Annotated in this window: 21 protein-coding genes; 16 read left to right on the plus strand and 5 right to left on the minus strand. The window is 72.4% G+C overall.

Annotation, left to right across the window (positions count from 1 at the left end):
- The first annotated feature begins 33 nt into the window (after positions 1 to 33).
- Positions 34 to 525 carry a hypothetical protein gene (locus ACYVLT_RS22900; RefSeq protein WP_461122206.1) on the plus strand — a complete coding sequence of 164 codons (492 nt, stop codon included), beginning with the start codon at positions 34 to 36 and terminating at the stop codon, positions 523 to 525.
- A 2-nt stretch (positions 526 to 527) separates the two neighbouring features.
- On the opposite strand, the gene ACYVLT_RS22905 is transcribed toward ACYVLT_RS22900, so the two are convergent.
- On the minus strand, positions 528 to 1,217 hold the full coding sequence (locus ACYVLT_RS22905; RefSeq protein ID WP_461122207.1) for a DNA alkylation repair protein: 690 nt from the start codon (positions 1,215 to 1,217) through the stop codon (positions 528 to 530).
- Between the two features lie 71 nt (positions 1,218 to 1,288).
- Here ACYVLT_RS22905 and sthA point away from each other — a divergent pair, with 71 nt between their 5' ends.
- The gene (gene sthA / locus ACYVLT_RS22910) at positions 1,289 to 2,701 is read left to right on the plus strand and encodes a Si-specific NAD(P)(+) transhydrogenase (RefSeq protein WP_461122208.1); all 1,413 of its coding nucleotides are present in this window, start codon (positions 1,289 to 1,291) and stop codon (positions 2,699 to 2,701) included.
- 49 nt (positions 2,702 to 2,750) lie between these two features.
- Here the strand turns inward: sthA and ACYVLT_RS22915 are convergent, their stop codons facing one another.
- Both ACYVLT_RS22915 and ACYVLT_RS22920 read right to left on the minus strand, forming a co-directional pair.
- Positions 2,751 to 3,590: an alpha/beta fold hydrolase gene (locus tag ACYVLT_RS22915; RefSeq protein WP_461122209.1), complete on the minus strand. Its 840-nt coding sequence runs from the start codon at positions 3,588 to 3,590 to the stop codon at positions 2,751 to 2,753.
- Between the two features lie 32 nt (positions 3,591 to 3,622).
- Positions 3,623 to 4,261: an HAD family hydrolase gene (locus ACYVLT_RS22920; RefSeq protein ID WP_461122210.1), complete on the minus strand. Its 639-nt coding sequence runs from the start codon at positions 4,259 to 4,261 to the stop codon at positions 3,623 to 3,625.
- Positions 4,262 to 4,379: 118 nt separating this feature from the next.
- On the opposite strand from ACYVLT_RS22920, the gene ACYVLT_RS22925 reads away from it, so the two are divergent.
- The 10 genes from ACYVLT_RS22925 (at position 4,380) to ACYVLT_RS22970 (ending at position 14,317) form a co-directional block, all read left to right on the plus strand.
- Complete coding sequence (locus ACYVLT_RS22925; RefSeq protein ID WP_461122211.1) at positions 4,380 to 5,570, plus strand: cytochrome P450; 1,191 nt, start codon at positions 4,380 to 4,382, stop codon at positions 5,568 to 5,570.
- A 78-nt stretch (positions 5,571 to 5,648) separates the two neighbouring features.
- Positions 5,649 to 6,665, plus strand: coding sequence for an N-acetyl-gamma-glutamyl-phosphate reductase (gene argC, locus ACYVLT_RS22930; RefSeq protein WP_461122212.1), 1,017 nt, complete (start codon positions 5,649 to 5,651; stop codon positions 6,663 to 6,665).
- Positions 6,662 to 7,834, plus strand: a complete 1,173-nt coding sequence (argJ, locus tag ACYVLT_RS22935; RefSeq protein ID WP_461122213.1) for a bifunctional glutamate N-acetyltransferase/amino-acid acetyltransferase ArgJ — start codon at positions 6,662 to 6,664, stop codon at positions 7,832 to 7,834. The genes argC and argJ overlap by 4 nt, the downstream gene beginning before the upstream one ends.
- A complete protein-coding gene (argB, locus tag ACYVLT_RS22940) occupies positions 7,831 to 8,718 on the plus strand; it encodes an acetylglutamate kinase (RefSeq protein WP_461122214.1) in 888 nt (295 codons plus the stop codon). Before argJ ends, argB begins: the two co-directional genes overlap by 4 nt.
- Positions 8,715 to 9,908, plus strand: a complete 1,194-nt coding sequence (locus ACYVLT_RS22945; RefSeq protein ID WP_461122215.1) for an acetylornithine transaminase — start codon at positions 8,715 to 8,717, stop codon at positions 9,906 to 9,908. The genes argB and ACYVLT_RS22945 overlap by 4 nt, the downstream gene beginning before the upstream one ends.
- Entirely contained in the window at positions 9,908 to 10,855 is a 948-nt protein-coding gene (gene argF / locus ACYVLT_RS22950; RefSeq protein WP_461122216.1) for an ornithine carbamoyltransferase, read from the plus strand. Before ACYVLT_RS22945 ends, argF begins: the two co-directional genes overlap by 1 nt.
- Positions 10,852 to 11,358, plus strand: coding sequence for an arginine repressor (locus tag ACYVLT_RS22955; RefSeq protein ID WP_461122217.1), 507 nt, complete (start codon positions 10,852 to 10,854; stop codon positions 11,356 to 11,358). The genes argF and ACYVLT_RS22955 overlap by 4 nt, the downstream gene beginning before the upstream one ends.
- Positions 11,351 to 12,292 (plus strand): argininosuccinate synthase domain-containing protein, encoded by a 942-nt coding sequence (locus ACYVLT_RS22960; protein WP_461122218.1) that lies wholly within the window; start codon positions 11,351 to 11,353, stop codon positions 12,290 to 12,292. The genes ACYVLT_RS22955 and ACYVLT_RS22960 overlap by 8 nt, the downstream gene beginning before the upstream one ends.
- Complete coding sequence (gene argH, locus ACYVLT_RS22965) at positions 12,289 to 13,680, plus strand: argininosuccinate lyase (protein WP_461122219.1); 1,392 nt, start codon at positions 12,289 to 12,291, stop codon at positions 13,678 to 13,680. Before ACYVLT_RS22960 ends, argH begins: the two co-directional genes overlap by 4 nt.
- Positions 13,664 to 14,317, plus strand: a complete 654-nt coding sequence (locus ACYVLT_RS22970; protein ID WP_461122220.1) for a DNA-3-methyladenine glycosylase — start codon at positions 13,664 to 13,666, stop codon at positions 14,315 to 14,317. Before argH ends, ACYVLT_RS22970 begins: the two co-directional genes overlap by 17 nt.
- Here the strand turns inward: ACYVLT_RS22970 and ACYVLT_RS22975 are convergent.
- Positions 14,314 to 14,838, minus strand: a complete 525-nt coding sequence (locus tag ACYVLT_RS22975) for an EF-hand domain-containing protein (RefSeq protein WP_461122221.1) — start codon at positions 14,836 to 14,838, stop codon at positions 14,314 to 14,316. The two genes, ACYVLT_RS22970 and ACYVLT_RS22975, sit on opposite strands and share 4 nt — an antisense overlap.
- A 102-nt stretch (positions 14,839 to 14,940) precedes the next feature.
- Positions 14,941 to 15,381, minus strand: coding sequence for a hypothetical protein (locus ACYVLT_RS22980; RefSeq protein WP_461122222.1), 441 nt, complete (start codon positions 15,379 to 15,381; stop codon positions 14,941 to 14,943).
- Positions 15,382 to 15,689: 308 nt separating this feature from the next.
- On the opposite strand from ACYVLT_RS22980, the gene ACYVLT_RS22985 reads away from it, so the two are divergent.
- Genes ACYVLT_RS22985 through tyrS form a run of 4 tightly spaced genes read left to right on the plus strand, consistent with a single transcriptional unit; the run spans position 15,690 to position 21,683 of the window.
- Complete coding sequence (locus ACYVLT_RS22985; RefSeq protein ID WP_461122223.1) at positions 15,690 to 18,866, plus strand: amino acid adenylation domain-containing protein; 3,177 nt, start codon at positions 15,690 to 15,692, stop codon at positions 18,864 to 18,866.
- Complete coding sequence (locus ACYVLT_RS22990; protein ID WP_461122224.1) at positions 18,863 to 19,621, plus strand: alpha/beta fold hydrolase; 759 nt, start codon at positions 18,863 to 18,865, stop codon at positions 19,619 to 19,621. Before ACYVLT_RS22985 ends, ACYVLT_RS22990 begins: the two co-directional genes overlap by 4 nt.
- Positions 19,618 to 20,358, plus strand: coding sequence for a DUF554 domain-containing protein (locus tag ACYVLT_RS22995; RefSeq protein WP_360463487.1), 741 nt, complete (start codon positions 19,618 to 19,620; stop codon positions 20,356 to 20,358). Before ACYVLT_RS22990 ends, ACYVLT_RS22995 begins: the two co-directional genes overlap by 4 nt.
- A gap of 50 nt (positions 20,359 to 20,408) precedes the next feature.
- Positions 20,409 to 21,683: a tyrosine--tRNA ligase gene (gene tyrS, locus ACYVLT_RS23000; RefSeq protein WP_461122225.1), complete on the plus strand. Its 1,275-nt coding sequence runs from the start codon at positions 20,409 to 20,411 to the stop codon at positions 21,681 to 21,683.
- The last annotated feature ends 500 nt before the right edge of the window (positions 21,684 to 22,183 follow it).

A 22,183-nucleotide genomic window follows, 5' to 3' on the forward strand; every position in this document is an offset into this window, starting at 1 on the left:
CCGCCTGGAGCAGCAATCGAGTGAGGTTGCCTCATGCGCAGCTTGGGCCCGCGGATGGAAGTCGCCGTCGCCATGACCATCCTCGGCGTGGGTGCCGCCGTCGTGGCCGCCATGCACCTGACCTGGCCCCAACCCGAGCTGCCCGCGATGGCGTACTCGGTGAGCGGCGGCGAGGTGTCCGACCTCAAGCCGTTCGAGATCAACGACATCTCCGGCGGCGCGGTCGAGCTGACGCCCGGCAGCGAGGGCGCCCGCCTGGTGCGGCTGTCGAACCCGAACAGCGTGGACATCGTGGTGCTGACGTTGCAGGCCGTGCCGGGCCAGCCGTTGGACGAGGCGCAGAACCGGGTGTCGGACTGCCCGTCCGGTGTGCTGACCGTGGTGCCGATGGCCGAGCCGGTGACCATCCCGCCGGCGGGGTCGGTCGAGGTGGAGATGGTCGTGCAGATCGCGCACGACGTGCCGAGCGCGTGCACGGACCTCGTGTTCCCGCTGACCTACACGGGTCGCGCCGCGCCCGCCTAGAGTTATCGCCCGGATCCCGGCCGGAGGTGCTTGAGGGCCTCGCGCCGGGACAGGTTCGACAGGCGCGGGTGCGCGTCGACGAACGCCCGCACCCAGCCCGGGTCCACCCGCGAGTGCTGCCGCAGCGCCCACCCGATGCCCTTGCGCAGGAAGAAGTCCGGGTCGTCGACGTTCGCCTCGACGACCTCGGCGAGCAGGTCGAGGTCGGTCGCGGACTTCGACCCGAGCTGGCAGATCACCGCCGTCCGCCGACGCCACCGGTCCTCGTCCCGGGCCCAGGCCCGCACCGCGGGCGTGACCTCGTCCGGGAACGCGCGCAGCAACGGGCCGATCCGCCGCGCCGCGATCTCGTCCACGAAGTCCCACCACGCACCGGTCACCACCAACTCGTCGTACACCGGCAGCAGGTCGACGCCCTGCCACCGCGGGTGGCGGCCGGCCAGGTCCAGTGCCGCGTACCGCTCCTCCCGGAACTCCGCGCCGCGCCACACCTCCAGCACCGCCGCGACCCACTCCGGCCGTGATCCGAACGGGTGGGCCGCGAAGACGTCCCGCAACGCCCGGACGCGCACGGGCTTGGGCACGCCGAGGAACGGCATGGTCGACTTCATGTACCGCCGCATCTCCGGCGCCTTCACCGGGTCGGCGACGTCGACCAACGCCCGCCGGATCGCCGGCCCGAGTCCGTCCACCGCGACACCGTAGAACGCCCGCTCGTGCGACGCACCGCTGTGCGCCCCTCCGGTGTGCGACCCTCTTGGTCATGAGCGAGTACGACTACGACCTGCTGGTGATCGGCTCGGGTCCCGGCGGGCAGAAGGCCGCCATCGCGGGCGCCAAGCTCGGCAAGCGGGTCGCGATCGTGGACCGCGCCGACATGGTGGGCGGTGTGTGCGTGAACACCGGCACCATCCCGTCGAAGACGCTGCGCGAGGCGGTGATGTACCTGACCGGCCTGAGCCAGCGCGACCTGTACGGCGCGAGCTACCGCGTCAAGCAGGACATCACGATCTCCGACCTGCTCGCCCGCACGCAGCACGTGATCGGCCGCGAGGTCCAGGTCGTGCGCGCGCAACTGCACCGCAACCAGGTGGACCTGCTCGTCGGCACCGCCCGGTTCCTCGACCCGCACACGATCGCGGTGGACGGCGCGCACCGCGGCGAGCACCACACCGTCACCGCCGGGCACGTGGTGATCGCCACCGGCACCCGTCCGGCCCGGCCGAACCAGGTGGACTTCGACGAGGTGCGGGTGCTGGACTCCGACGAGGTGCTGGCGCTGGAGGAGATCCCGTCGTCGCTGGTGGTCGTGGGCGCGGGTGTGATCGGCATCGAGTACGCGTCGATGTTCGCCGCGCTGGGCAGCCGGGTCACGGTGGTCGAGCAGCGCGACCGGATGCTGGACTTCTGCGACCCGGAGATCGTGGAATCGCTGAAGTTCCACCTGCGCGACCTCGCGGTGACGTTCCGGTTCGGCGAGAAGGTCGTCAACGTCGACGTGTCCGACACCGGCACGGTCACCACGCTGGCCAGCGGCAAGCGCATCCCGGCCGCCGCGGTGATGTACTCGGCCGGCCGGCAGGGCAACACCGAGGCGCTGGACCTGCACCACGCGGGCCTGGAGGCCGACCACCGCGGCCGGCTGTCGGTGGACGAGCACTACCGCACGCCCGTCGAGCACATCTACGCGGTCGGCGACGTGATCGGCTTCCCGGCGCTGGCCGCCACGTCGATGGACCAGGGCCGGCTCGCCGCCTACCACGCGTTCGGCGAGCAGGCGCGCGAGCTGTCGTCGTTGCAGCCGATCGGGATCTACACCATCCCGGAGATCTCCTACTGCGGCGCCACCGAGGCCGAGTTGACGTCGTCCGCAGTGCCGTACGAGGTGGGTCTGGCGCGGTACCGCGAGCTGGCCCGCGGCTCGATCGTCGGCGACGCCTACGGCATGCTCAAGCTGCTCGTGTCCACTGTGGACCGCAAGCTGCTCGGGGTGCACCTGTTCGGCACCGGCGCGACCGACCTCGTCCACATCGGCCAGGCGGTCATGGCGTGCGGCGGCACGGTGGACTACCTGGTGGACACCGTCTTCAACTACCCGACGCTGTCCGAGGCGTACAAGGTGGCCGCGTTGGACGCCACCAACAAGATCCGCGCCCTGGAGCGGTTCGGGGCCTGACCGGCCGCCTCCGCCGCGCCGCACCGACCGCCCGTACCGGCAGACCGTCCTACCCGGGCAGTCGGTCGAGGAACGCGGCGATCAGCGGCGCGATCGCGGGCAGGTCCTCCTCCAACGCGAAGTGCCCGGTGTCGAACAGGTGCAGTTCGGCGTCGGGCACGTCGCGCAGGTACGCCTTCGCGCCGTCCTCGGTGAAGATCGCGTCACCGCGCCCCCAGACGATCAGCGTCGGCGGCCGGGCCGTGCGCAACCACGCCTGCCACTCGGGGTAGCGGGTGAGGTTGGCGCGGTAGTCGAGGGCGAGGTCGACCTGGATGTCGGCGCGGCCGGGCAGGTCCAGGAAGTGCTGGTCGAGGGTCCAGCCGTCGGGTGCGACCAGGGCCGGGTCGGTGGCGCCGTCCTCGTACTGGCTCCGGGTGAACGCGAGGGTCATGAGCTCCCGCGCCACCTCGCGGTCGTCGTTTGCGATGAACGCGTGCGCCGCCGGCGACAGGCCCTCGGTGTAGGCGTTGGCGTTCTGCACGACGAGGCCGCTGATCAGCTCGGGCCGCCGCACGGCCAGCCGGAAGCCGACCGGCCCGCCGAAGTCGAACGCGTAGAGCGCGAACCGGCGCAGCCCGATCGCGTCGACGAACGCCTCCACGGTGTCGGCGAGGCGGTCGAACGTGTGCCGCCCGTCGAGGTCGCCGCTGTGGCCGAAGCCGGGGTAGTCGGGCGCGACCAGGTGGAAGCGGTCGCCGAGCGCGTCGATCAGCCGGCGGAACTGGTGCGAGGCGCTGGGGAAGCCGTGCAGGAGCAGCAGCGTGGGCGCGGCGGCCGGGCCCGCCTCGCGGTAGAAGACCCGGACGCCGTCGACGTCCACGTGCCGGTGGAAGACCTTCGGGATCATGCCGCCGACCCTATCTAACGGTTAGTGCGGCATCAACCATTAGAGGCGAGGAGGGCGGTGACGAGGTGCAGCCGCGCGTCCGTGACGTCCCGCAGCGGTGGGACGAGCAACGTCGGCATGCCGACCTCGACGCCCGCCCCGTCGTGGGTGGCGCGGTCGCCGACCATCAGCGTCTCCCCGGGCGCGGTGCCGAGCTCCCGCAGCGCGAGGTCGAAGATCGCCGGGTCCGGCTTCACCACGCCGTGCTCGAAGGACAGCACGAACACGTCGACCGGCACGTCGTCGAACGCGGGCCGGATGTCGAAGTGGATGTCGCTGAGGACCGCGATCGGCACGCCGCGCCCGCGCAGCTCGCGCAACGTCGGCCCGGCGTCCACCGCGAACGGGTTGGCCGCCGGGTCCGACTCCACCGCGTACAGCGAGTCGGCCAGCTCCTGGTCCAACCCGGCCGCCCGGAACGCCTCGTAGTAGGTCCGGCGGTGCAGCTCGGCGTCCGCGTCCACGCCGGGCACGTCCATCCGCGCCGGGTCCAGCGCCGCCACCACCTCGGCGGCACCGCCGGGGTCGCGCCCGATCCGCCGCAACGCCTCCGCCGCCCACCCCTTGAACGTGGGCGTGAGCACGAGCGTCCCCCGCCAGTCGAAGATCACGGCCCGCAGCCGGTCGGCCATCGACGCGCTCCTGTTCATCACGGTGAGTAGTTCGTCGACTCACTCGTGTGAAGGCTGCCGCACCACTCCGACAGGTGACTACGTTTTTTCCCACGATCCCCGACGGTGGGAGGCCGGCATGGCCGCGATACCGACGATGCCACTGCACATGCGTCGGGTGGGGTTCGACCCCGGCCCCGAGCTGGGAGAACTGCGCGAGCGGGACGGCATCAGGCTGGTCGATTCGCCGCTGGGCCGCCCGGCGTGGCTGGTCACCCGGATCGAGGACGTCCGGGAGGTCCTCGGCGATCCGCGCCGGTTCGGCAACTCCGCGCACCACCTGGTGCCCGGCGCGCCCGCGTTGAGCGAGGAGGAGCTGGCCGCCGTGCGGCCGGGCAACCTGCTCGCGTTCGACCCGCCCGAGCACACCCGGCTGCGCCGGCTGCTGGCGCCCGAGTTCACCGCCCGCCGGATGCGCCGGCTCGAACCGCGGGTCCACGAGATCGTGCGCGAGCACCTGGACGCGATCGAGCGCGACGGCCCGCCCGCCGACCTGGTGCCGGACTTCGCGCTGCCGGTCCCGTCGTTGATCATCTGCGAGCTGCTCGGCGTGCCCTACGAGGACCGGCACGACTTCCAGGACCGGGCCGCCCGCATCTTCGACGTGCGGCTGTCCGCCTCCGCCCGGGTCGCCGTGCAGGTCGAGTCCAGGGCGTACCTGGCGGAGCTGATCGCGCGGGCCAGGGTCGAGCCGGGCGACGACCTGCTCGGCACCCTGGTGCGCGACGAGTCCGCCGACCTCGACGACCGGGAGCTGGTCGGCATCGCGGACCTGTTGCTGCTGGCGGGCCACGAGACGACGGCCAACATGCTCGGCCTCGGCGTGCTCGCCCTGCTGCGCCACCCCGACCAGTTCGCCCTGCTGCGCGACGAGCCCGAACGCGCCGACGCCGCGGTGGAGGAGCTGCTGCGGTGGCTGACCGTCGTGCACACCGGCGTGCCGCGGGTGACGACCACCGACGTCGAGGTGGGCGGTCACGCGATCGGCGCCGGTGAGCTGATCATCTGCTCCCTGCCCGCGGCCAACCGCGACCCCCGGCTCGTGCCCGACCCGGACGGGCTGGACATCTCCCGTGACGCGGGCGGCCACGTGGCGTTCGGCCACGGCGTCCACCACTGCCTGGGCGCGCCGCTGGCCAGGATGGAGATGCGGATCGCGTTCCCGGCCCTGGCGCGCCGGTTCCCCGCGCTGCGCGTCATCGAGGAGGAGCCGCGGTTCCGCACGCAGCAGATCGTCTACGGTCTGGCGTCACTGCCCGTGACCTGGTGACGGGGGGCCGCGCCGCCGCGTTCGCGGACCGTCGAAACAGATTTGAGTGACTTTGCATCAGCGTGCATACTTATCCGCATGACGGTACGGATCGCGGTCGCCGGCGCCAGCGGGTACGCCGGGGGAGAGGTGTTGCGCCTCCTGCTCGGTCACCCGGACGTGGAGATCGGCACGCTCACCGCCGGCGGCAACGCGGGCTCGACGCTGCTCGCCCACCAGCCGCACCTGCTGCCGCTGGCCGACCGGGTGCTGGCGGAGACGACCGCCGACACCCTCAAGGGCCACGACGTCGTCTTCCTCGCCCTGCCGCACGGCCACTCCGCCGAGATCGCCGCGCGGCTGGGTGACGACACGCTCGTCATCGACTGCGGCGCCGACCACCGGCTCACCGACCCGGCCGCCTGGGACCGCTGGTACGGCGGCACGCACGCGGGCAGCTGGCCGTACGGCCTGCCCGAGCTGCCCGGTCGGCGCGACGAGCTGCGCGGCGCCCGCCGCGTCGCCGTGCCCGGCTGCTACCCGACCGTCTCCTCGCTGGCCCTGGCCCCCGCGATGGGGTTGGTCGAGCCCGACGTGACGGTGGTGGCCGTCTCCGGCACGTCCGGCGCGGGCAAGTCGCTCAAGCCCAACCTCCTCGGGTCGGAGGTGATGGGCTCGCTCAGCGCCTACGGCGTCGGCGGCGCGCACCGGCACACCCCGGAGATCGCGCAGAACCTGTCCGGGGTCGCAGGCGAGCCGGTGGGCGTCTCGTTCACCCCGGTGCTGGCGCCGCTGCCGCGCGGCATCCTGGCCACCTGCTCGGCGACCCTCAAGGACGGTGACGCCGACGTCCGCGCCGCCTACGAGAAGGCCTACGCCGACGAGCCGTTCGTGCACCTGCTGCCGGAAGGCCACTGGCCGACCACGGGCGCGGTGCTCGGCTCCAACGCCGTGCAGCTCCAGGTCGCCGTCGACCGCGACGTGAACCGGCTGGTCGTGGTGGCCGCGATCGACAACCTGGCGAAGGGCACCGCGGGCGCCGCGGTGCAGTGCATGAACCTGGCACTCGGCCTGCCGGAGACCACCGGCCTGTCCACCGTGGGAGTAGCACCTTGAACCGCAACAGAGGCGTGACCGGACCGAAGGGCTTCAAGGCCGCCGGTGTCGCGGCCGGCATCAAGGAGTCCGGCGCGCTGGACCTGGCGCTGGTGGTCAACGAAGGACCCGGCCAGGCCGCCGCCGGCGTCTTCACCACCAACCAGGTGAAGGCCGCGCCGGTGCTGTGGTCGCAGCAGGTGCTCCAGGAGCGCAAGCTCGCCGCGGTGGTGCTGAACTCCGGCGGCGCGAACGCGTGCACCGGGCCCGAGGGCTTCCAGGACACCCACGCCACCGCGGAGAAGGTCGCCGAGGTGCTGGACGTCGGCGCGATCGAGATCGCGGTGTGCTCCACCGGCCTGATCGGCGAACGCCTGCCGATGGACGCCCTCAAGGCGGGCGTGGAGAAGGCGGCCCAGGAGCTCGACTCCTCCGACCCGGCGGGCCTGAACGCCGCCACCGCCGTGATGACCACCGACACCCACCCCAAGCAGAGCTGGCAGGCCCACCCCGACGGCTGGTCGGTCGGCGGGTTCGTCAAGGGCGCGGGCATGCTCTCGCCGAACATGGCCACCATGCTCAGCGTGCTCACCACCGACGCGGTGATCGACGGCGACGCCCTGGACGCCGCGCTGCGCGCGGTCACCGCCAAGACCTACGACCGGCTCGACGTGGACGGCGGCACGTCCACCAACGACACCGTGCTGGTCCTCGCCTCCGGCGCCTCCGGTGTCGCGCCCACTGCGGAGCAGTTCGCCGACGTGCTCACCGCCGTGGCGAAAGACCTGGTCAAGCAGCTCCAAGGGGACGCGGAGGGCGTGACCAAGGAGGTCTCGATCACGGTCAACGGCGCGCTCACCGAGGCCGAGGCGGTCGTCGTCGCCAAGACCGTCGCCGAGGACAACCTGGTCAAGACCGCGCTGTTCGGCTCCGACCCGAACTGGGGCCGGATCGCGATGGCCGTGGGCCGTTCGCAGGCGACCGTGGACCAGCACAAGCTCGGCATCACGATCAACGGCGTCACGCTGTTCGCGGACGGCCACAAGGCCGCCGACCGCAGCGAGGCCGACCTGTCCGGCCGCGACGTCGAGATCGTGGTCGACCTGAACCTCGGCGACGGCACGGCCACCGTGCTCACCACCGACCTGTCGCACGGGTACGTCGAAGAGAACAGCGCGTACAGCTCGTGATCACGCCGCAGGCCAAAGCCGGGATCCTCATCGAGGCGCTGCCGTGGCTGCAACGGTTCCGCGGCGCGATCGTGGTCGTCAAGTACGGCGGCAACGCCATGGTGGACGACGAGCTCAAGCGCGCGTTCGCCCAGGACATGGTGTTCCTCAAGCTCGCGGGCCTGCACCCGGTCGTGGTGCACGGCGGCGGGCCGCAGATCGCCGCGATGCTCAAGCGGCTCGGCATCTCCAGCGAGTTCCGCGGCGGGCTGCGCGTCACCACGCCGGAGGCCATGGACGTGGTCCGCATGGTGCTCGTCGGCCAGGTCCAGCGCGAGCTCGTCGGCCTGATCAACTCGCACGGCCCGCTCGCGGTCGGCCTGTCCGGCGAGGACGCCCACCTGCTGACCGCCGCGCGCCGACCGGCCATCGTGGACGGTGAGCCGGTGGACATCGGGCTGGTCGGCGACATCGTCGAGGTCAACCCGGAGGCGGTGCTCGACATCGTGCGCGCCGGCCGCATCCCGGTGGTGTCCACGGTCGCGCCGGACGTCGACGGCGTGGTGCACAACGTCAACGCCGACACGGCCGCGGGCGCGGTGGCGGTGGCGCTGAAGGCCGAGAAGCTGGTCGTGCTCACCGACGTCGAGGGCCTGTACGCGGACTGGCCGCACAAGAGCTCGCTGCTGCACCAGGTGGACGCCGACCGGCTGGAGAAGATGCTGCCCGACCTGGACAGCGGCATGGTGCCGAAGATGGAGGCCTGCCTGCGCGCGGTGCGCGGCGGTGTCCCCGAGGCGCACGTGATCGACGGCAGGCTGGCGCACTCGGTGTTGTTGGAGGTCTTCACCTCCGAGGGCGTCGGAACGATGGTGACCGAACGGACCGGGGCGGACGAGACATGAGCGACCAGCAGCGGTGGCAGGCCGCGATGATGAACAACTACGGCACGCCCGGCCTGACCCTGACCCGGGGCGAGGGCGCGCACGTCTGGGACGCCGACGGCAAGCGGTACCTGGACCTGCTGTCCGGCATCGCGGTCAACGTGCTCGGCCACGCGCACCCGGCGATCGTGGCCGCGGTGACCGAGCAGATCGGCAAGATCGGCCACACCTCCAACCTCTACGTCAACGAGCCCGCGCTCAAGCTCGCCGAGCGGCTGCTCGACCTGTCCGGTGTGGACGGTGACGGCCGGGTGCTGTTCTGCAACTCCGGCGCGGAGGCCAACGAGGCCGCGTTCAAGCTGAGCCGCCGCACCGGCCGCACCAAGGTCGTGTCGACCGACGGCGGCTTCCACGGCCGCACCATGGGCGCGTTGGCGCTGACCGGCCAGCCCGCGAAGCGGGACCCGTTCGAGCCGCTGGTGCCCGGCGTCGTGCACGTGCCGTTCGGCGACGTGGCGGCGTTGGAGGCGGCGATCGACGACGAGACCGCAGCGTTCGTCGTGGAGCCGATCCAGGGCGAGAACGGCGTGGTCGTGCCGCCCGAGGGCTACCTCCAGGCGGCCCGCCGGATCACCGCCGAGCACGGCGCGCTGCTCGTCCTGGACGAGGTGCAGACCGGCGTCGGTCGGCTCGGCACCTGGTTCGCGTTCCACCAGGTCGGGATCGTGCCCGACGTGATCACCCTGGCCAAGGGCCTGGGCGGCGGGCTGCCGCTGGGCGCGTGCATCGCGGTCGGCCCGGCCAAGGACCTGTTCGAGCCCGGCCAGCACGGCACCACGTTCGGCGGCAACCCGGTGTGCTGCGCGGCCGCGCTCGCGGTGCTGGACACGATCGCCGCCGACGGCCTGCTGGAGCACGCCGGCGCGGTCGGCAAGGAGATCGCGACCGGTGTCGAGGCGCTGGACCACCCGCTCATCTCCGGTGTGCGGGGCGCCGGCCTGCTGCTCGGGATCACGCTGCGCGAGGCGGTCTCGGCGAAGGCCGCGGCGGCCGCGCAGCAGGCCGGCTATCTGATCAACCCGATCCAGCCCGACGTCATCCGGTTGGCGCCCCCGCTGGTGCTGGACGAGGCCGACGCCCACCGGCTGGTGGCCGACCTGCCCTCGTTCCTCCCCACCCCGTCCGTTCCCCAGGCTGGTCAGGAGCCGTGATGGTGCGCCACTTCCTGCGTGACGACGACCTGACGCCCGAGGAGCAGGCCGCGGTCCTCGACCTGGCCGACGGGTACAAGGCCGACCGGTTGAGCGCCAAGCCGCTGGCCGGGCCCAAGTCGATCGCGGTGATCTTCGAGAAGAACTCCACCCGCACCCGGCTGTCGTTCGAGGTCGGCATCGCCCAGCTCGGCGGCAACCCGGTGATCATCGACGGCCGGTCCATGCAGCTGGGCCGGGAGGAGACCATCGAGGACACCTCCCGCATCCTGTCCGGGTACGTCGACGCGGTGATCTGGCGGACGTTCGCGCAGAAGCGCATCGACGCGATGGCGTCGGTGTCCCGCATCCCGGTGATCAACGCGTTGACCGACGAGTTCCACCCCTGCCAGGTGCTGGCCGACCTCCAGACCATCCGGCGCGTGCACGGCGCGCTGGCCGGCCTCACCGTCACCTACCTGGGCGACGGCGCGAACAACATGTCCCACTCGATGCTGCTGGGCGGCGCCACCGCGGGCATGCACGTCCGGATCGCCGCGCCCGCCCTGTTCCAGCCGCTGCCGTGGGTGCTGGACGACGCCCGCCGGCGCGCCGCGGAGACCGGCGGCTCGGTGACCGTGATCGAGGACCCGCGCGAGGCGGTGGACGGCGCGGACGTGCTGGTCACCGACACGTGGACGTCCATGGGCCAGGAGAACGACGGCCGCGACCGGACGCGCCCGTTCCGGCCCTACCAGCTCAACGCCGACCTGGTCGCCGCGACCGGCGTGAAGACGACCGTGCTGCACTGCCTGCCCGCGCACCGCGGCCAGGAGATCACCGACGACGTGCTCGACGGGCCCGACAGCGCGGTGTGGGACGAGGCCGAGAACCGGCTGCACGCGCAGAAGGCGCTGCTGGTGTGGCTGCTGGAGAACTCGGCCACCCCGGGGGCAACGGCGCGATGACCAGGACCGCGCGGCAGGCCCGCATCGTCGAACTGGTCGCCCAGCGCGCCATCCGCAGCCAGTCGGAGTTGGCGAAGACGCTGGCGGTGGAGGGCATCGAGGTCACCCAGGCCACGCTGTCGCGCGACCTGGACGAGCTGGGCGCGGTCAAGCTGCGCGGACCCGACGGCGGCGCGCCCGTCTACGTCATCCCCGAGGACGGCAGCCCGGTGCGCGGCGTGCAGGGCGGCACGTCCCGCCTCACCCGCGTGCTCGCCGAACTGCTCGTGTCGGTGGACCACTCGGGCAACCTGGCCGTCCTGCGCACCCCGCCCGGCGCGGCCCAGTTCCTGGCCAGCGCGCTGGACCGGGCCGCGTTGCACGACATCGTCGGCACCATCGCCGGTGACGACACGATCCTCGCCGTGGCGCGGGAACCGCTCACCGGGGCGGACCTGGCCGCCCGGGTCACCGCGCTCGCCGCCGGCGAGGAGCAGTCGCCGCAGGTGGACACCGATGAGTGAACGGGTCGTCCTCGCCTGCTCCGGCCGGACGGTGACCGCGGCCGGGATCGAACGGCTCGCCCGGGAGACCGGGGCCGGGGTCGTCGCCGTCGCGGTGGACCTCGGCCGGGGCGAGGACCCGGAGGCGTTCCGGGCGCGGGCGCTGGCCGGCGGCGCGGTCGAGGCCGAGGTCGTCGACGCCCGCGACGAGTTCGCCGACCGGTACTGCCTGCCCGCGCTGCGCGCCAACGCCCTGCGGCCCGCGTCGGCGCTGCTCCCGCCGCTCGTCGCCGAGCACCTGGTCGGCGCCGCCGCGCGGCACGGCGCGACGGCCGTGGCCCACGGCTGCACCGGCCACGACGGCGTCCTGCTGGAGACGGGTCTCCGCGTGCTCGCGCCCGACCTGAAGGTCATCGCACGGGTCCACGACCCCGTGCCGCGCCCCGCGGACCGCACCCCGCCGGTCGAGCCGGGCGACCCCGACGAGCTGGTGGTCACGTTCGACCGGGGCAGGCCGGTCGCCATCGACGGCGAGACCGTCACCATGCTGCAAGCCGTCCAGGAGCTGAACCGGCGGGCGGGCGCGCCGGGGTTCGGCCGCGGCGCCCACGTCCACGAGACACCGGGTGCGGTCGCGCTGACCACCGCGCACCGGGAGCTGGAGGACGCCACCCTGGAACCCGACCTGGCCCGCTTCAAGCGGCAGGTCGAGCGGCGCTGGGGTGAACTGGTGCGCGACGGCCTGTGGTTCTCACCGCTCAAGCAAGCGCTCGACGGCTTCATCGACGACACCCAGCCGCACGTGTCCGGCGAGGTCCGGCTCGTGCTGCGCGGTGGCCGCGCGGTCGTCGCCGACCGGCGCGCCGAGGTGCCGCCGCCGGACTTCAGTCAGGGACCCGCGGCACCGCGGGGCCTGCCGAACAAGATCGCCGCGAAGAGGGATTCGATCACGTGAGTTCATTGTGGGGTGGGCGGTTCGCCGGCGGACCGGCGGAGGCGATGGCGCGACTGTCCGCGTCGACGCACTTCGACTGGCGACTCGCCCCGTACGACATCAGGGGCTCCCGCGCGCACGCCCGCGTGCTGCACCGGGCGGGTCTGCTCACGGCCGACGAGCTGGACCGGATGCTGGCGGCGCTGGACGCCCTGGAGGCCGACGTGGCGTCCGGGTCGTTCACCCCGACGTTGGCCGACGAGGACGTGCACACGGCGTTGGAACGCGGCCTGATCGAACGCGCCGGGTCGGAGCTGGGCGGCAAGCTGCGCGCCGGCCGGTCCCGCAACGACCAGGTGGCCACGCTGTTCCGGATGTGGCTGCGCGACGCCGCCCACCGGGTGGCCGCGGGCGTGCTGGACGTGGTCGAGGCGCTGGCCGAGCAGGCGTCCGCGCACGCCACCGCCGTGATGCCGGGCCGCACGCACCTGCAGTCCGCGCAGCCCGTGCTGCTGGCGCACCACCTGCTGGCGCACGGCCAGGCGCTGCTGCGCGACGTCGACCGGCTGCACGACTGGGACAAGCGCGCCGCCGTGTCGCCGTACGGGTCGGGCGCGCTGGCGGGCTCGTCGCTGGGGCTGGACCCGGCGGCGGTGGCCGCGGAGCTGGGCTTCGACGGCCCGGTGGAGAACTCGATCGACGGCACCGCGTCGCGCGACTTCGCCGCCGAGATCGCGTTCGTGCTGGCCATGATCGGCGTGGACCTGTCCAGGATCGCCGAAGAGGTGATCATCTGGACGACGGCCGAGTTCCGCTTCGCCGTGCTGGACGACGCGTGGGCCACCGGCAGCTCGATCATGCCGCAGAAGAAGAACCCGGACGTCGCCGAGCTGACCAGGGGCAAGTCCGGCAGGCTCATCGGCAACCTGACCGGCCTGCTGGCCACGCTGAAGGCGCAGCCCCTGGCCTACAACCGGGACCTCCAGGAGGACAAGGAACCGCTGTTCGACTCGGTCGAGCAGCTGGAGCTGCTGCTGCCCGCGCTGGCCGGGATGATCGCGACCACGCGGTTCGACACCGCGCGGATGGCGGAGCTGGCCCCGGCCGGGTTCACCCTGGCCACCGACATCGCCGAGTGGCTGGTGCGGCAGGGCGTGCCGTTCCGGGTCGCGCACGAGGCGGCGGGCGAGTGCGTCCGGGTCGCCGAGGCGCGCGGCGCCGGCCTGGAGGACCTGACCGATGAGGAGTTCGCCACGATCTCGCCCGCGCTGACGCCGGAGGTGCGTAGCGTGTTGACCGTGGAAGGGTCCATCGCGTCACGGGACGCGCACGGCGGCACCGCGCCCGACCGGGTCGCCGAGCAGTTGAAGAGGTTGCGCGACAAGGTGTCCGTTGCCCGCAACGCCTAGGCAGTTCACCGAGCGGGAGCTCGCGATCGACCCCGTCGACGCCGCGCGGCTCCTGCTCGGGAGCGTCATCGAGTCGACCACGGACGAGGGCGTGGTCGGCGTGCGGATCGTGGAGGTCGAGGCGTACCGGGGCGGCGACGACCCGGCGTCGCACTGCTACCGGGGCCGGACGCCGCGCAACGACGTGATGTTCGGCCCGGCCGGCCGGCTGTACGTGTACTTCGTCTACGGCATGCACTTCTGCGCGAACGTCGTGTCGCTCACCGACGGCGTGCCCGGCGCGGTGCTGCTGCGCGCCGGCGAGGTGGTGACCGGGTCGGCCCTGGCCCACGTCCGCCGCCCGTCCGCGCGCAGCGCCGCTGAACTGGCCAAGGGCCCGGCGCGGCTGACCGGCGTCCTCGGGCTCGACCGCGCGCACAACGGCGTGAACCTGACCGAGCCGGACGCGACCGTGCGGCTGCTGGCGGGCGACCCGGTGGACCCCGCCGACATCCGCACCGGCCCGCGCGTCGGCGTGGCCGTGGCGGTGGACGTGCCGTGGCGGTTCTGGATCGACTCACCGGCCGTCAGCACGTACCGCCGCGGCACCCGCCGCACCCGCACCACCGCCGTCCCGACCTCGCCGGAAGGCCGCTAGATCTCGCCGAAGACGTGCGTGCCGGGTGCGTCCGCGTCGTCGCCCGCCCAGAACTCGACCCAGTGCCGGACGAACTCCGACTTCGAGATCGCGCCGTCGCCGTCGAGGTCGAGCCGGGCGAACACGGCGTCGGTCGGCGAGTCGTCCCCGGTCCAGGCGTGGATCATCCGGCCGTACTCGGGCGCGGACACCCGGCCGTCACCGTCCTCGTCCACCGCCTCGAACATCGACTCCGCGGTGGCCACCACCAGGTCGAGCATGGTGCCGAGGTCCTCCACCACGGTCAGCACCTCGTCCACCGTGACCTTGTCGTCGCGGTCGTGGTCGGACGCCGCACGCAGCGCGTCCCACCAGCCCATCATGATCTCCCTCAGCCGGTCCTGCTCGTCCGCGCCGCCCCGGATGTGCACCCACCTGTCGGTCAACGCCTCGAAATCGGCTCGCTCGAGGAACCCGTCACCGTTCGAGTCCATCGCGGTGAACACGATGGAGGTCTTCTTCCGCTGCAAGTCGCTGGCCACCCAGCAAACTTGGCCAAGGATCGCCGGAAGGACAATTGACCAGCCGGGGCATACCGGAGCGCGCCAGGGTGACGTCGTGGTGACGTTCGGTAGCGCGAACGGCTAGCGCACCGTCCGCCGGTACCAGACCCGCCGCTCGTTGGCCGGCAGCGCGATCCGGCTGATCACGCTGGTCAGCACGGCGCCGATCAGCAGCCACAGCAACGCGGCCAGGCCGTCGTTGAGCAGCGTCCGGAAACCGGCGTTCGCGGGCGTGAACAGGTCGCGCAGGCCCAGCGACACCGCCGCCGACCACGAGTCGATCAGTTGCGCGAACCCGTTCGCCGGGTTGGCGCCGCCGATCACCAGGAAGATGTGGATCGCCAGCACGATGGCGAACAACCAGCACAGCAGGTCGATCACGGCGCACGCGATCCGAACACCGCGCACCCGACCGTCACCGCGCTCGACGACCTCTTCCTCCCGCCGGTACGGCGGCTCGGCCGGGGTCACGAACTCGGTGGGGCGCTCAGCGGCACGTCGGTCGCGATCGGGAAAGGTCATCGCTGCTGCCCTCTTCTCTTCAGCCCTCGACGGAAGTGCCCGCCGGCGGGATGGCCCAAACGTCCGGCGGTGCCGGGCGCGCCCGGCCGAGTCGCGTCCGAATGGGTAATCCCCTTTCCGTGCGCGGTGGAATAAGTGCAGTTCGGCACTTCGGTGTTCCCGCTGCGTGAAACGCCCTGCTGAACATCGCTTGACCGATTCTCCGAGCTGTGCTTAGACTCGGTCGGGGTGTTAATCAAGGGGGCAGTTCGCGGTGCCGGTAAGTCGTCGCGCCGGTGCTGGTTGCCCCCAATTCCTTGGGGGGAATTATGTTGGCGAACCCGTCCGGGTACGACCGTGCGCGCCACGGCACGCACAACCTCGGCCGCGCCGCCGTGGTGGCCGACCCGCTGATCTACATCGACGCTGTCGCCGAGCTCGGCCCGCTGTTCTACGACCAGGTAGGCGGCGTGTGGGTGTGCACGGGCCACGCCGAGTCGGCCCGCGTCCTGACCGACCACAAGCGGTTCTCCTCGGCCCGCACGCGCAAGGCCTCGACGCTCGACGAACGCGGTCTGGCCGCCGCTTCCAGCGCCGCCCACATCGTCTCCGAACAGATGCTGTTCATGGACCCGCCGGACCACACGGCGATTAGGTCCCGCATTCGGGAACAATTCACGAAAGCGCAAATCCGGGCACGTGACGAGGTCATGCGCCGAATGGTTGACGAGACGCTGGCGGACCTGCCCGGAGAAGGCGTGGTCGACCTGGTCGCGGACTACGCCGCGAAGTTGCCCGCCAAGCTGGTGGCGCACCTGCTCGGCATGACGGGCGACGAGGAACTGCTGACCCGCTGGGCGGACGCCTACGAGCGGCTGCTCGGCAGCCTGTCCAGCCTCCCCGACGTCCGCGACCGGGAAGTCGTCACCGTGCTGGACGAGGCCGTCGCCGGCTTCCGCGACCAGGCCCGCCGCCGGATGGCCGACCCGGGCGACGACTTGATCTCCGCGCTGGTCGAGGGCATCGACGGCACCGACGACGAGCTGTTCTCCGTGGCCGCGAACTGCATCGTGCTGGTCGGCGGCGGCTACCAGACCCTCACCCACCTGGTGACCACCGGTCTGCTCCAGCTGCACGACCACCCCGAGCAGCTGCGCGCCCTGCGCGCGGAACCGGAGCTGATCGACTCGGCGGTGGACGAGTTCATGCGGCGCAACGGGTCGAGCCAGTACCTGGCCCGCCTCGCGGTCGAGGACGTCGAGCTGGCCGGCGCCACCATCCGGGCCGGGCAGACCGTCCTGGTCCACCTCGCCGCGGCCAACCTCGACCCGCGCGCCTTCGACCGCCCGCGCGACCTCGACATCCGCCGCGGCGGCACCCGCCACCTGGGCTTCGGCATGGGCCGCCACTACTGCGTCGGCGCGCCGTACGCGGAACGGCTCGGCGGGTGGGCCATCCGCGGCTTCCTCGACCGCTACCCGCACTACCAGCCCGCGGGCGAGGTGGAGTGGGGCCACCACGCGAACACGCGCTGCCCGGCGCACGCCCCCGTCGAGGTCCGAGCGGCGCTGCCCGCGGCCGAGGAGCCGACCGCGCCGCCCGCCGCCGAGGTGCGGACCGCGCCGCCGGCCACCGAGGTGCGGACCGCTCCGGCCGTCCTCTCCGACGTCGAACGCCACCGCGTGACCGTCGAGTTCAACGACCACTCCGCCCCGCTGGGCCCGCACGCGGTGTGGCACCAGGTCTTCGAGCACCGCGCCCGGCTCGCACCGGACTCCGTCGCGGTGGACGACCGAGGTCACGAGCACACCTACGGCGAGATCGACCGGCGGGCGAACGCGCTCGCCCACGACCTGCGCGCCCGGGGCGTGCAGCCCGAGTCGGTGGTCGGCGTCGTCATGGAGCGCACGGTCGACTTCGTCGTCTCCGTGCTCGCCGTCGCCAAGGCGGGCGGCGCGTTCATGCTGGCCGAGCCGACGTGCCCGCCCGAACGCCTGCGCGCCATGGTCGAGGAGGCCGACGCGCGCATCGTGCTGACCGAGGTCGACACCTCCGCCGAACGCGACGACCCGCCGGTCACCGGCGTCACCGCGGGCAACACGGCCTACGTGGTGTTCACCAGCGGCACGACCGGGCGGCCCAAGGCGATCGCGATCAACCACGAGGGCGCGGTGAACCTGCACGTCGGGCAGCGCCGCATCTTCCGGCTCGCGCCGACGGACCGCGTGCTGCAGTTCCTGTCCCCGAACTTCGACGGCTGCTTCGCCGACATGATCCTCGCGCTGCTCAACGGCGCCACCCTGGTCGTCGCGCCGACCGCGCAGCTCGTCGTCGGCCCGCCGCTGGTGCGCCTGCTCGCGCAGCGAAAGGTCACCGCCGTCATCCTCACCCCGTCGGTGTGGCTCGCCCTGCCGGACGCCCCGTTGCCGGACCTGCGGGTCGTCGCGGCCGCCGGTGAGCGGCTCACCACCGCCGTGCTCGCCCGCTGGCTCGTGCCCGGACGGCGGTTCCTCAACCTGTACGGCCCGGCCGAGACCGCGGTGATGGCCACCTGGCACGAGTGCACCGACACCGGCACCACACCGACCATCGGCAGGCCGGTCGCCAACAAGCGGGTGTACGTGCTGGACGCGGACCTCCGCCCGGTGCCGATCGGCGAGCCGGGCGAGCTGTGCGTCGGCGGCCTCGGCGTGGGCCGCTACCTGTCCCGCGCCGAGCTGATGCGCGAGCGGTTCAGCCCGGACCCGTTCGCCGCCGAGCCGGGCCGGCTGCTCTACCGCACCGGTGACCGGGCGCGGTGGTTGCCGGACGGTTCGATCGAGTACCTCGGCCGGCGCGACCGGCAGGTCAAGATCCGCGGCCAGCGGGTCGAGCTGGACGAGGTCGAGCGCGTGCTGGAGGCCTCGCCGGGCGTGGAGGCCGCCGTGGTGGCCGAGCGCGGCGGGCGGCTGGAAGCGCAGGTGGTGGGCGACCTCGACGAGACGGTCGTGTGGAAGCACCTCCGGATGCACCTGCACAGCGGCATGGTCCCGGCGACGCTCACCGTCGTCGCCGAGCTGCCCCGGAGCATCACCGGCAAGGCCGACCGCGCGGGAACGCCCGCCGAGCCGCCCCACACCGAGCCCGCGAGCTCCGAGCCCGCCAACACCGAGCTCGCATGCCCGGCGCACAGCGTGAACCCGACCCCGGAGCCCATCGCCGAGCCCATCCCGCAGGTCGCCACCACGGGACTCGCGGAACCCACACCGGAACCGACACCGGCCCCCGACCGCAGGCGCGCCCGGCTCACGTGGCGCATCGCCCAGTTCTTCGCGAGCTGCGTCGGCATCCGGCAGGCCGAGGTCAAGGCCGACTCCGACTTCTTCGCCCTGGGCGGCGACTCGCTGGCCGTCGCGACCCTGCTGACCAAGATCGAGCAGGAGGTCGACCAGGTGCTCGACGTCGAACAGCTGCTGGCCGACCCCACCCCCGCGCGCATCTCCGACCGCATCCTGGCGGCGGCATGAACACGCGAACCGGACGCCGGCCGACGGTCGTCAAACGCGCCGGCGGACCCGACAAGGTCGTCCTCGTGCACGGCTCACTCGACCGGCACACCAGCTTCCGCCAGGTCGCGGCCCACCTGGCCGACTGGACCGTCATCGGCTACGACCGGCGCGGCTGGGGCGGCTCCCGCGCTCTCGGCGACGCCACCACCACCCTCGCGGACCACGTCGAGGACCTGACCGCCATCCTGGCCGCGCACCCCGGATCCGTCGTCGCCGGGCACAGCTACGGCGGGCTCGTCGCCCTGTGCGCCGCGGCCCGCTCACCCGAGCTGGTCCGGGCCGTGGTGGCCTACGAACCACCCGTGCGGTGGCTGCCCTGGTGGCCGCCGACCGCGCCGTGGGAGCAGCTCGTCCGCGACGCAGAACCCCACGGCCCCGCGGCCGTCGCCGAGGAGCTGCTCCGGGCCGTCACCGGCCGGCCGCCCGCGACCAGCCGGCGGCAGCTGGAGGAGGATGGCGCCGCACTCGTCACCGAGATGGGGGACCACAGTCTCGACACCCCGCTGTTCGACCCGGTCGCGCTGGACGTCCCGGTCGTGGTCGGCGCGGGGGCGGACACCCTGCCGCACCACCGGGAGACGGCGCTGCACCTGGCCGCGCTGGCGCCGGCGGGACGGTTCCGGGAGATCGCCGGAGCCGGGCACGCGGCCCACGTCACCCACCCGGCGGCGTTCGCGGATCTGATCACACTATCTGGGGGAATCTCCACATGATCGGGCTCGGCACGGCGCTCAACGTCGGTGCCATCCTCGCCGGGGCGACCATCGGGTCGCTCGTCGGGCACAGGTTCCCGGAGCGGACCAGGGAGGTGATCACCCAGGGACTGGGCATGGTCACCCTCCTGGTCGCCGCGCTCAGCGCGGTCAGCGTGACCGACCCCGCGCTGTCCGGCGCGATGGGACGGGGCGTCCCGGTGCTCGTCGTGCTCGGCGCCATGCTCGTCGGCGGCGTGATCGGCTCCCTGCTCGGCATCGAGCGGTGGCTCGAACGGCTCGGCGGCGGCCTGCAGAAGCGCTTCCTGCGCGACGACGGCGGCGGTGACCACCGCTTCGTCGAGGGGTTCGTTTCCTCCTCGCTGGTCTTCTCCGTCGGGCCGCTGGCGGTGCTCGGCGCGCTGTCGGACGGCCTCGGCCGCGGCATCGACCAGCTCGCGCTGAAGTCCATGCTCGACTTCTTCACCGCCATCGCGTTCGCCGCCTCGTTCGGCTGGGGCGTGGCCGCCGCCGGCCTGTCCGTGCTGGTGGTGCAGGGCCTGTTCACCGTCGCCGGGTTCGCCCTCGGCGGCGTGCTGCCCGACCCGCACGTGGCCGCGCTCGACGCCACCGGCGGCCTGCTCCTGGCGGGCGTGGGACTCCGGCTGCTCAAGATCAAGGAGTTCCCGACCGGCGACCTGCTGCCCGCGCTGCTGTTCGCCCCGCTGCTCACCGCCCTGGCGATCGCGGTGAGCTGACACCACCACCTGGACGAAACCGCTGGACGCGGTAGGCGAAGATGGAACCCGTGAGCGAGCACATCCTCGATGAGCTGTCCTGGCGCGGCCTGATCGCGCACTCCACCGACCTCGACGCGCTGCGGAAGGATCTCGACGCGGGCCCGCTCACCCTCTATTGCGGCTTCGACCCGACCGCGCCCAGCCTGCACGCCGGCAACCTCGTCCCGCTGCTGATGCTGCGCCGCTTCCAGCGGGCCGGGCACCGGCCGATCGTGCTGGCCGGCGGTGCCACCGGGACGATCGGCGACCCGCGCGACACCGCGGAACGCACGCTCAACCCGCTGGACACCGTCGCCGAGTGGGCCGGGCGCATCCGCGGCCAGCTGGAGCGGTTCGTCGAGTTCGACGACAGCCCCACCGGCGCGATCGTGGCCAACAACCTGGACTGGACCGGCGAGCTGCCCGTGCTGGACTTCCTGCGCGACGTCGGCAAGCACTTCTCGGTCAACGTCATGCTCGCCCGCGAGACGGTCAAGCGCCGCCTTGAGGGCGACGGCATGTCCTACACCGAGTTCAGCTACCTGCTCCTGCAGTCGCACGACTACCTCCAGCTCAACCGGAAGTACGGCACCACGCTCCAGGTGGGTGGCTCCGACCAGTGGGGCAACCTCGTCGGCGGCGTCGACCTGATCCGCAAGGTCGAGGGCCGCTCGGTGCACGCGCTGACCGCGCCCCTGGTCACCGACGCCGAGGGGCGCAAGTTCGGCAAGTCCACCGGTGGCGGCAACGTGTGGCTCGACCCGGCGATGACCTCGCCGTACGCCTGGTACCAGTACTTCGTGAACGTGGGCGACGCCGACGTGCTCCGCTACCTGCGGCTGTTCACCTTCCTCACCCGGGAGGAGATCGCCGAGCTGGAGCGGCAGACCGCCGAGGCGCCGCACCTGCGGGCCGCGCAGAAGAAGCTGGCCGAGGAGTTCACCAACCTGGTGCACGGCGAGCACGAGACCCGGCAGGTCATCGCGGCCAGCCAGGCCCTGTTCGGCCGCGGCGAGCTGCGCGAGCTGGACCTGTCGACGCTGGAGGCCGCCATGGCCGAGGCGCCGACCGGCGAGGTCCGGCTGGCCGACGGGCCGACCATCGTCGACCTGCTGGTCGGCTCCGGGCTGGCGGAGAGCAAGGGCGCGGCGCGGCGCACCGTGAAGGAAGGCGGTGCGTACGTGAACAACTCGAAGGTCACCGACGAGGAGTGGGTGCCCGCCAAGGAGGACCTGCTGCACGGGTCGTGGCTGGTCGTCCGACGCGGCAAGCGCAACACCGCAGGCGTGCGCGTGCAGGTCTGACCTGCACGAACAGCCCTGGCGAGAGCCACGTCGAAGGCCGTCGGTCCCACCCGGACCGGCGGCCTTCCCGTTCGTCGGATGTGATCGCGGTCACACTGTTGCCGGTGGACCGGGTCGGATAGCGTGAGGTGGACTGCGGCACGGGCTGCTGACCTGCGGTTTCAGCCTGTGGTGCGGTGCTGTGCCCCCGATTTGACCTCCGGTTCGGGTGCGTGTAACTTTCTCCATGTCAGCACGGAACGGGCCGGGAACGCCGGAACGGAGTGCGGCAGGTCACGAACCAAGCTCCCACTAGCGTGGTAGAGTGGGTGACTGCGGAACGGAAGACCCAGTCCAGGCTCGTCTGAGCCGTTGCGACCAGGGCGTCTGGATTCCACACACAAGCTTTAGCTGAATCACAAGCCTCGGATCACACCGTGCGAGCGGTGAGTGATGATGTGCGCGTGTTCTTTGAGAACTCAACAGCGTGCCGAATAGCCAGTAAATTTATGAACCTCGTC

The organism is Saccharothrix stipae, assembly GCF_054781895.1.

Coding starts and splice junctions, on each gene's coding strand:
- ACYVLT_RS22945 (WP_461122215.1), top strand. CDS start 8,715: ATGAGCGACCAGCAGCGGTGGCAGGCCGCGATGATGAACAACTACGGC.
- ACYVLT_RS22960 (WP_461122218.1), top strand. CDS start 11,351: ATGAGTGAACGGGTCGTCCTCGCCTGCTCCGGCCGGACGGTGACCGCG.
- sthA (WP_461122208.1), top strand. CDS start 1,289: ATGAGCGAGTACGACTACGACCTGCTGGTGATCGGCTCGGGTCCCGGC.
- ACYVLT_RS22980 (WP_461122222.1), bottom strand. CDS start 15,381: ATGACCTTTCCCGATCGCGACCGACGTGCCGCTGAGCGCCCCACCGAG.
- ACYVLT_RS22900 (WP_461122206.1), top strand. CDS start 34: ATGCGCAGCTTGGGCCCGCGGATGGAAGTCGCCGTCGCCATGACCATC.
- ACYVLT_RS22920 (WP_461122210.1), bottom strand. CDS start 4,261: ATGGCCGACCGGCTGCGGGCCGTGATCTTCGACTGGCGGGGGACGCTC.
- ACYVLT_RS22990 (WP_461122224.1), top strand. CDS start 18,863: ATGAACACGCGAACCGGACGCCGGCCGACGGTCGTCAAACGCGCCGGC.
- ACYVLT_RS22925 (WP_461122211.1), top strand. CDS start 4,380: ATGGCCGCGATACCGACGATGCCACTGCACATGCGTCGGGTGGGGTTC.
- argF (WP_461122216.1), top strand. CDS start 9,908: ATGGTGCGCCACTTCCTGCGTGACGACGACCTGACGCCCGAGGAGCAG.
- ACYVLT_RS22995 (WP_360463487.1), top strand. CDS start 19,618: ATGATCGGGCTCGGCACGGCGCTCAACGTCGGTGCCATCCTCGCCGGG.
- ACYVLT_RS22985 (WP_461122223.1), top strand. CDS start 15,690: ATGTTGGCGAACCCGTCCGGGTACGACCGTGCGCGCCACGGCACGCAC.
- ACYVLT_RS22955 (WP_461122217.1), top strand. CDS start 10,852: ATGACCAGGACCGCGCGGCAGGCCCGCATCGTCGAACTGGTCGCCCAG.
- ACYVLT_RS22915 (WP_461122209.1), bottom strand. CDS start 3,590: ATGATCCCGAAGGTCTTCCACCGGCACGTGGACGTCGACGGCGTCCGG.
- argC (WP_461122212.1), top strand. CDS start 5,649: ATGACGGTACGGATCGCGGTCGCCGGCGCCAGCGGGTACGCCGGGGGA.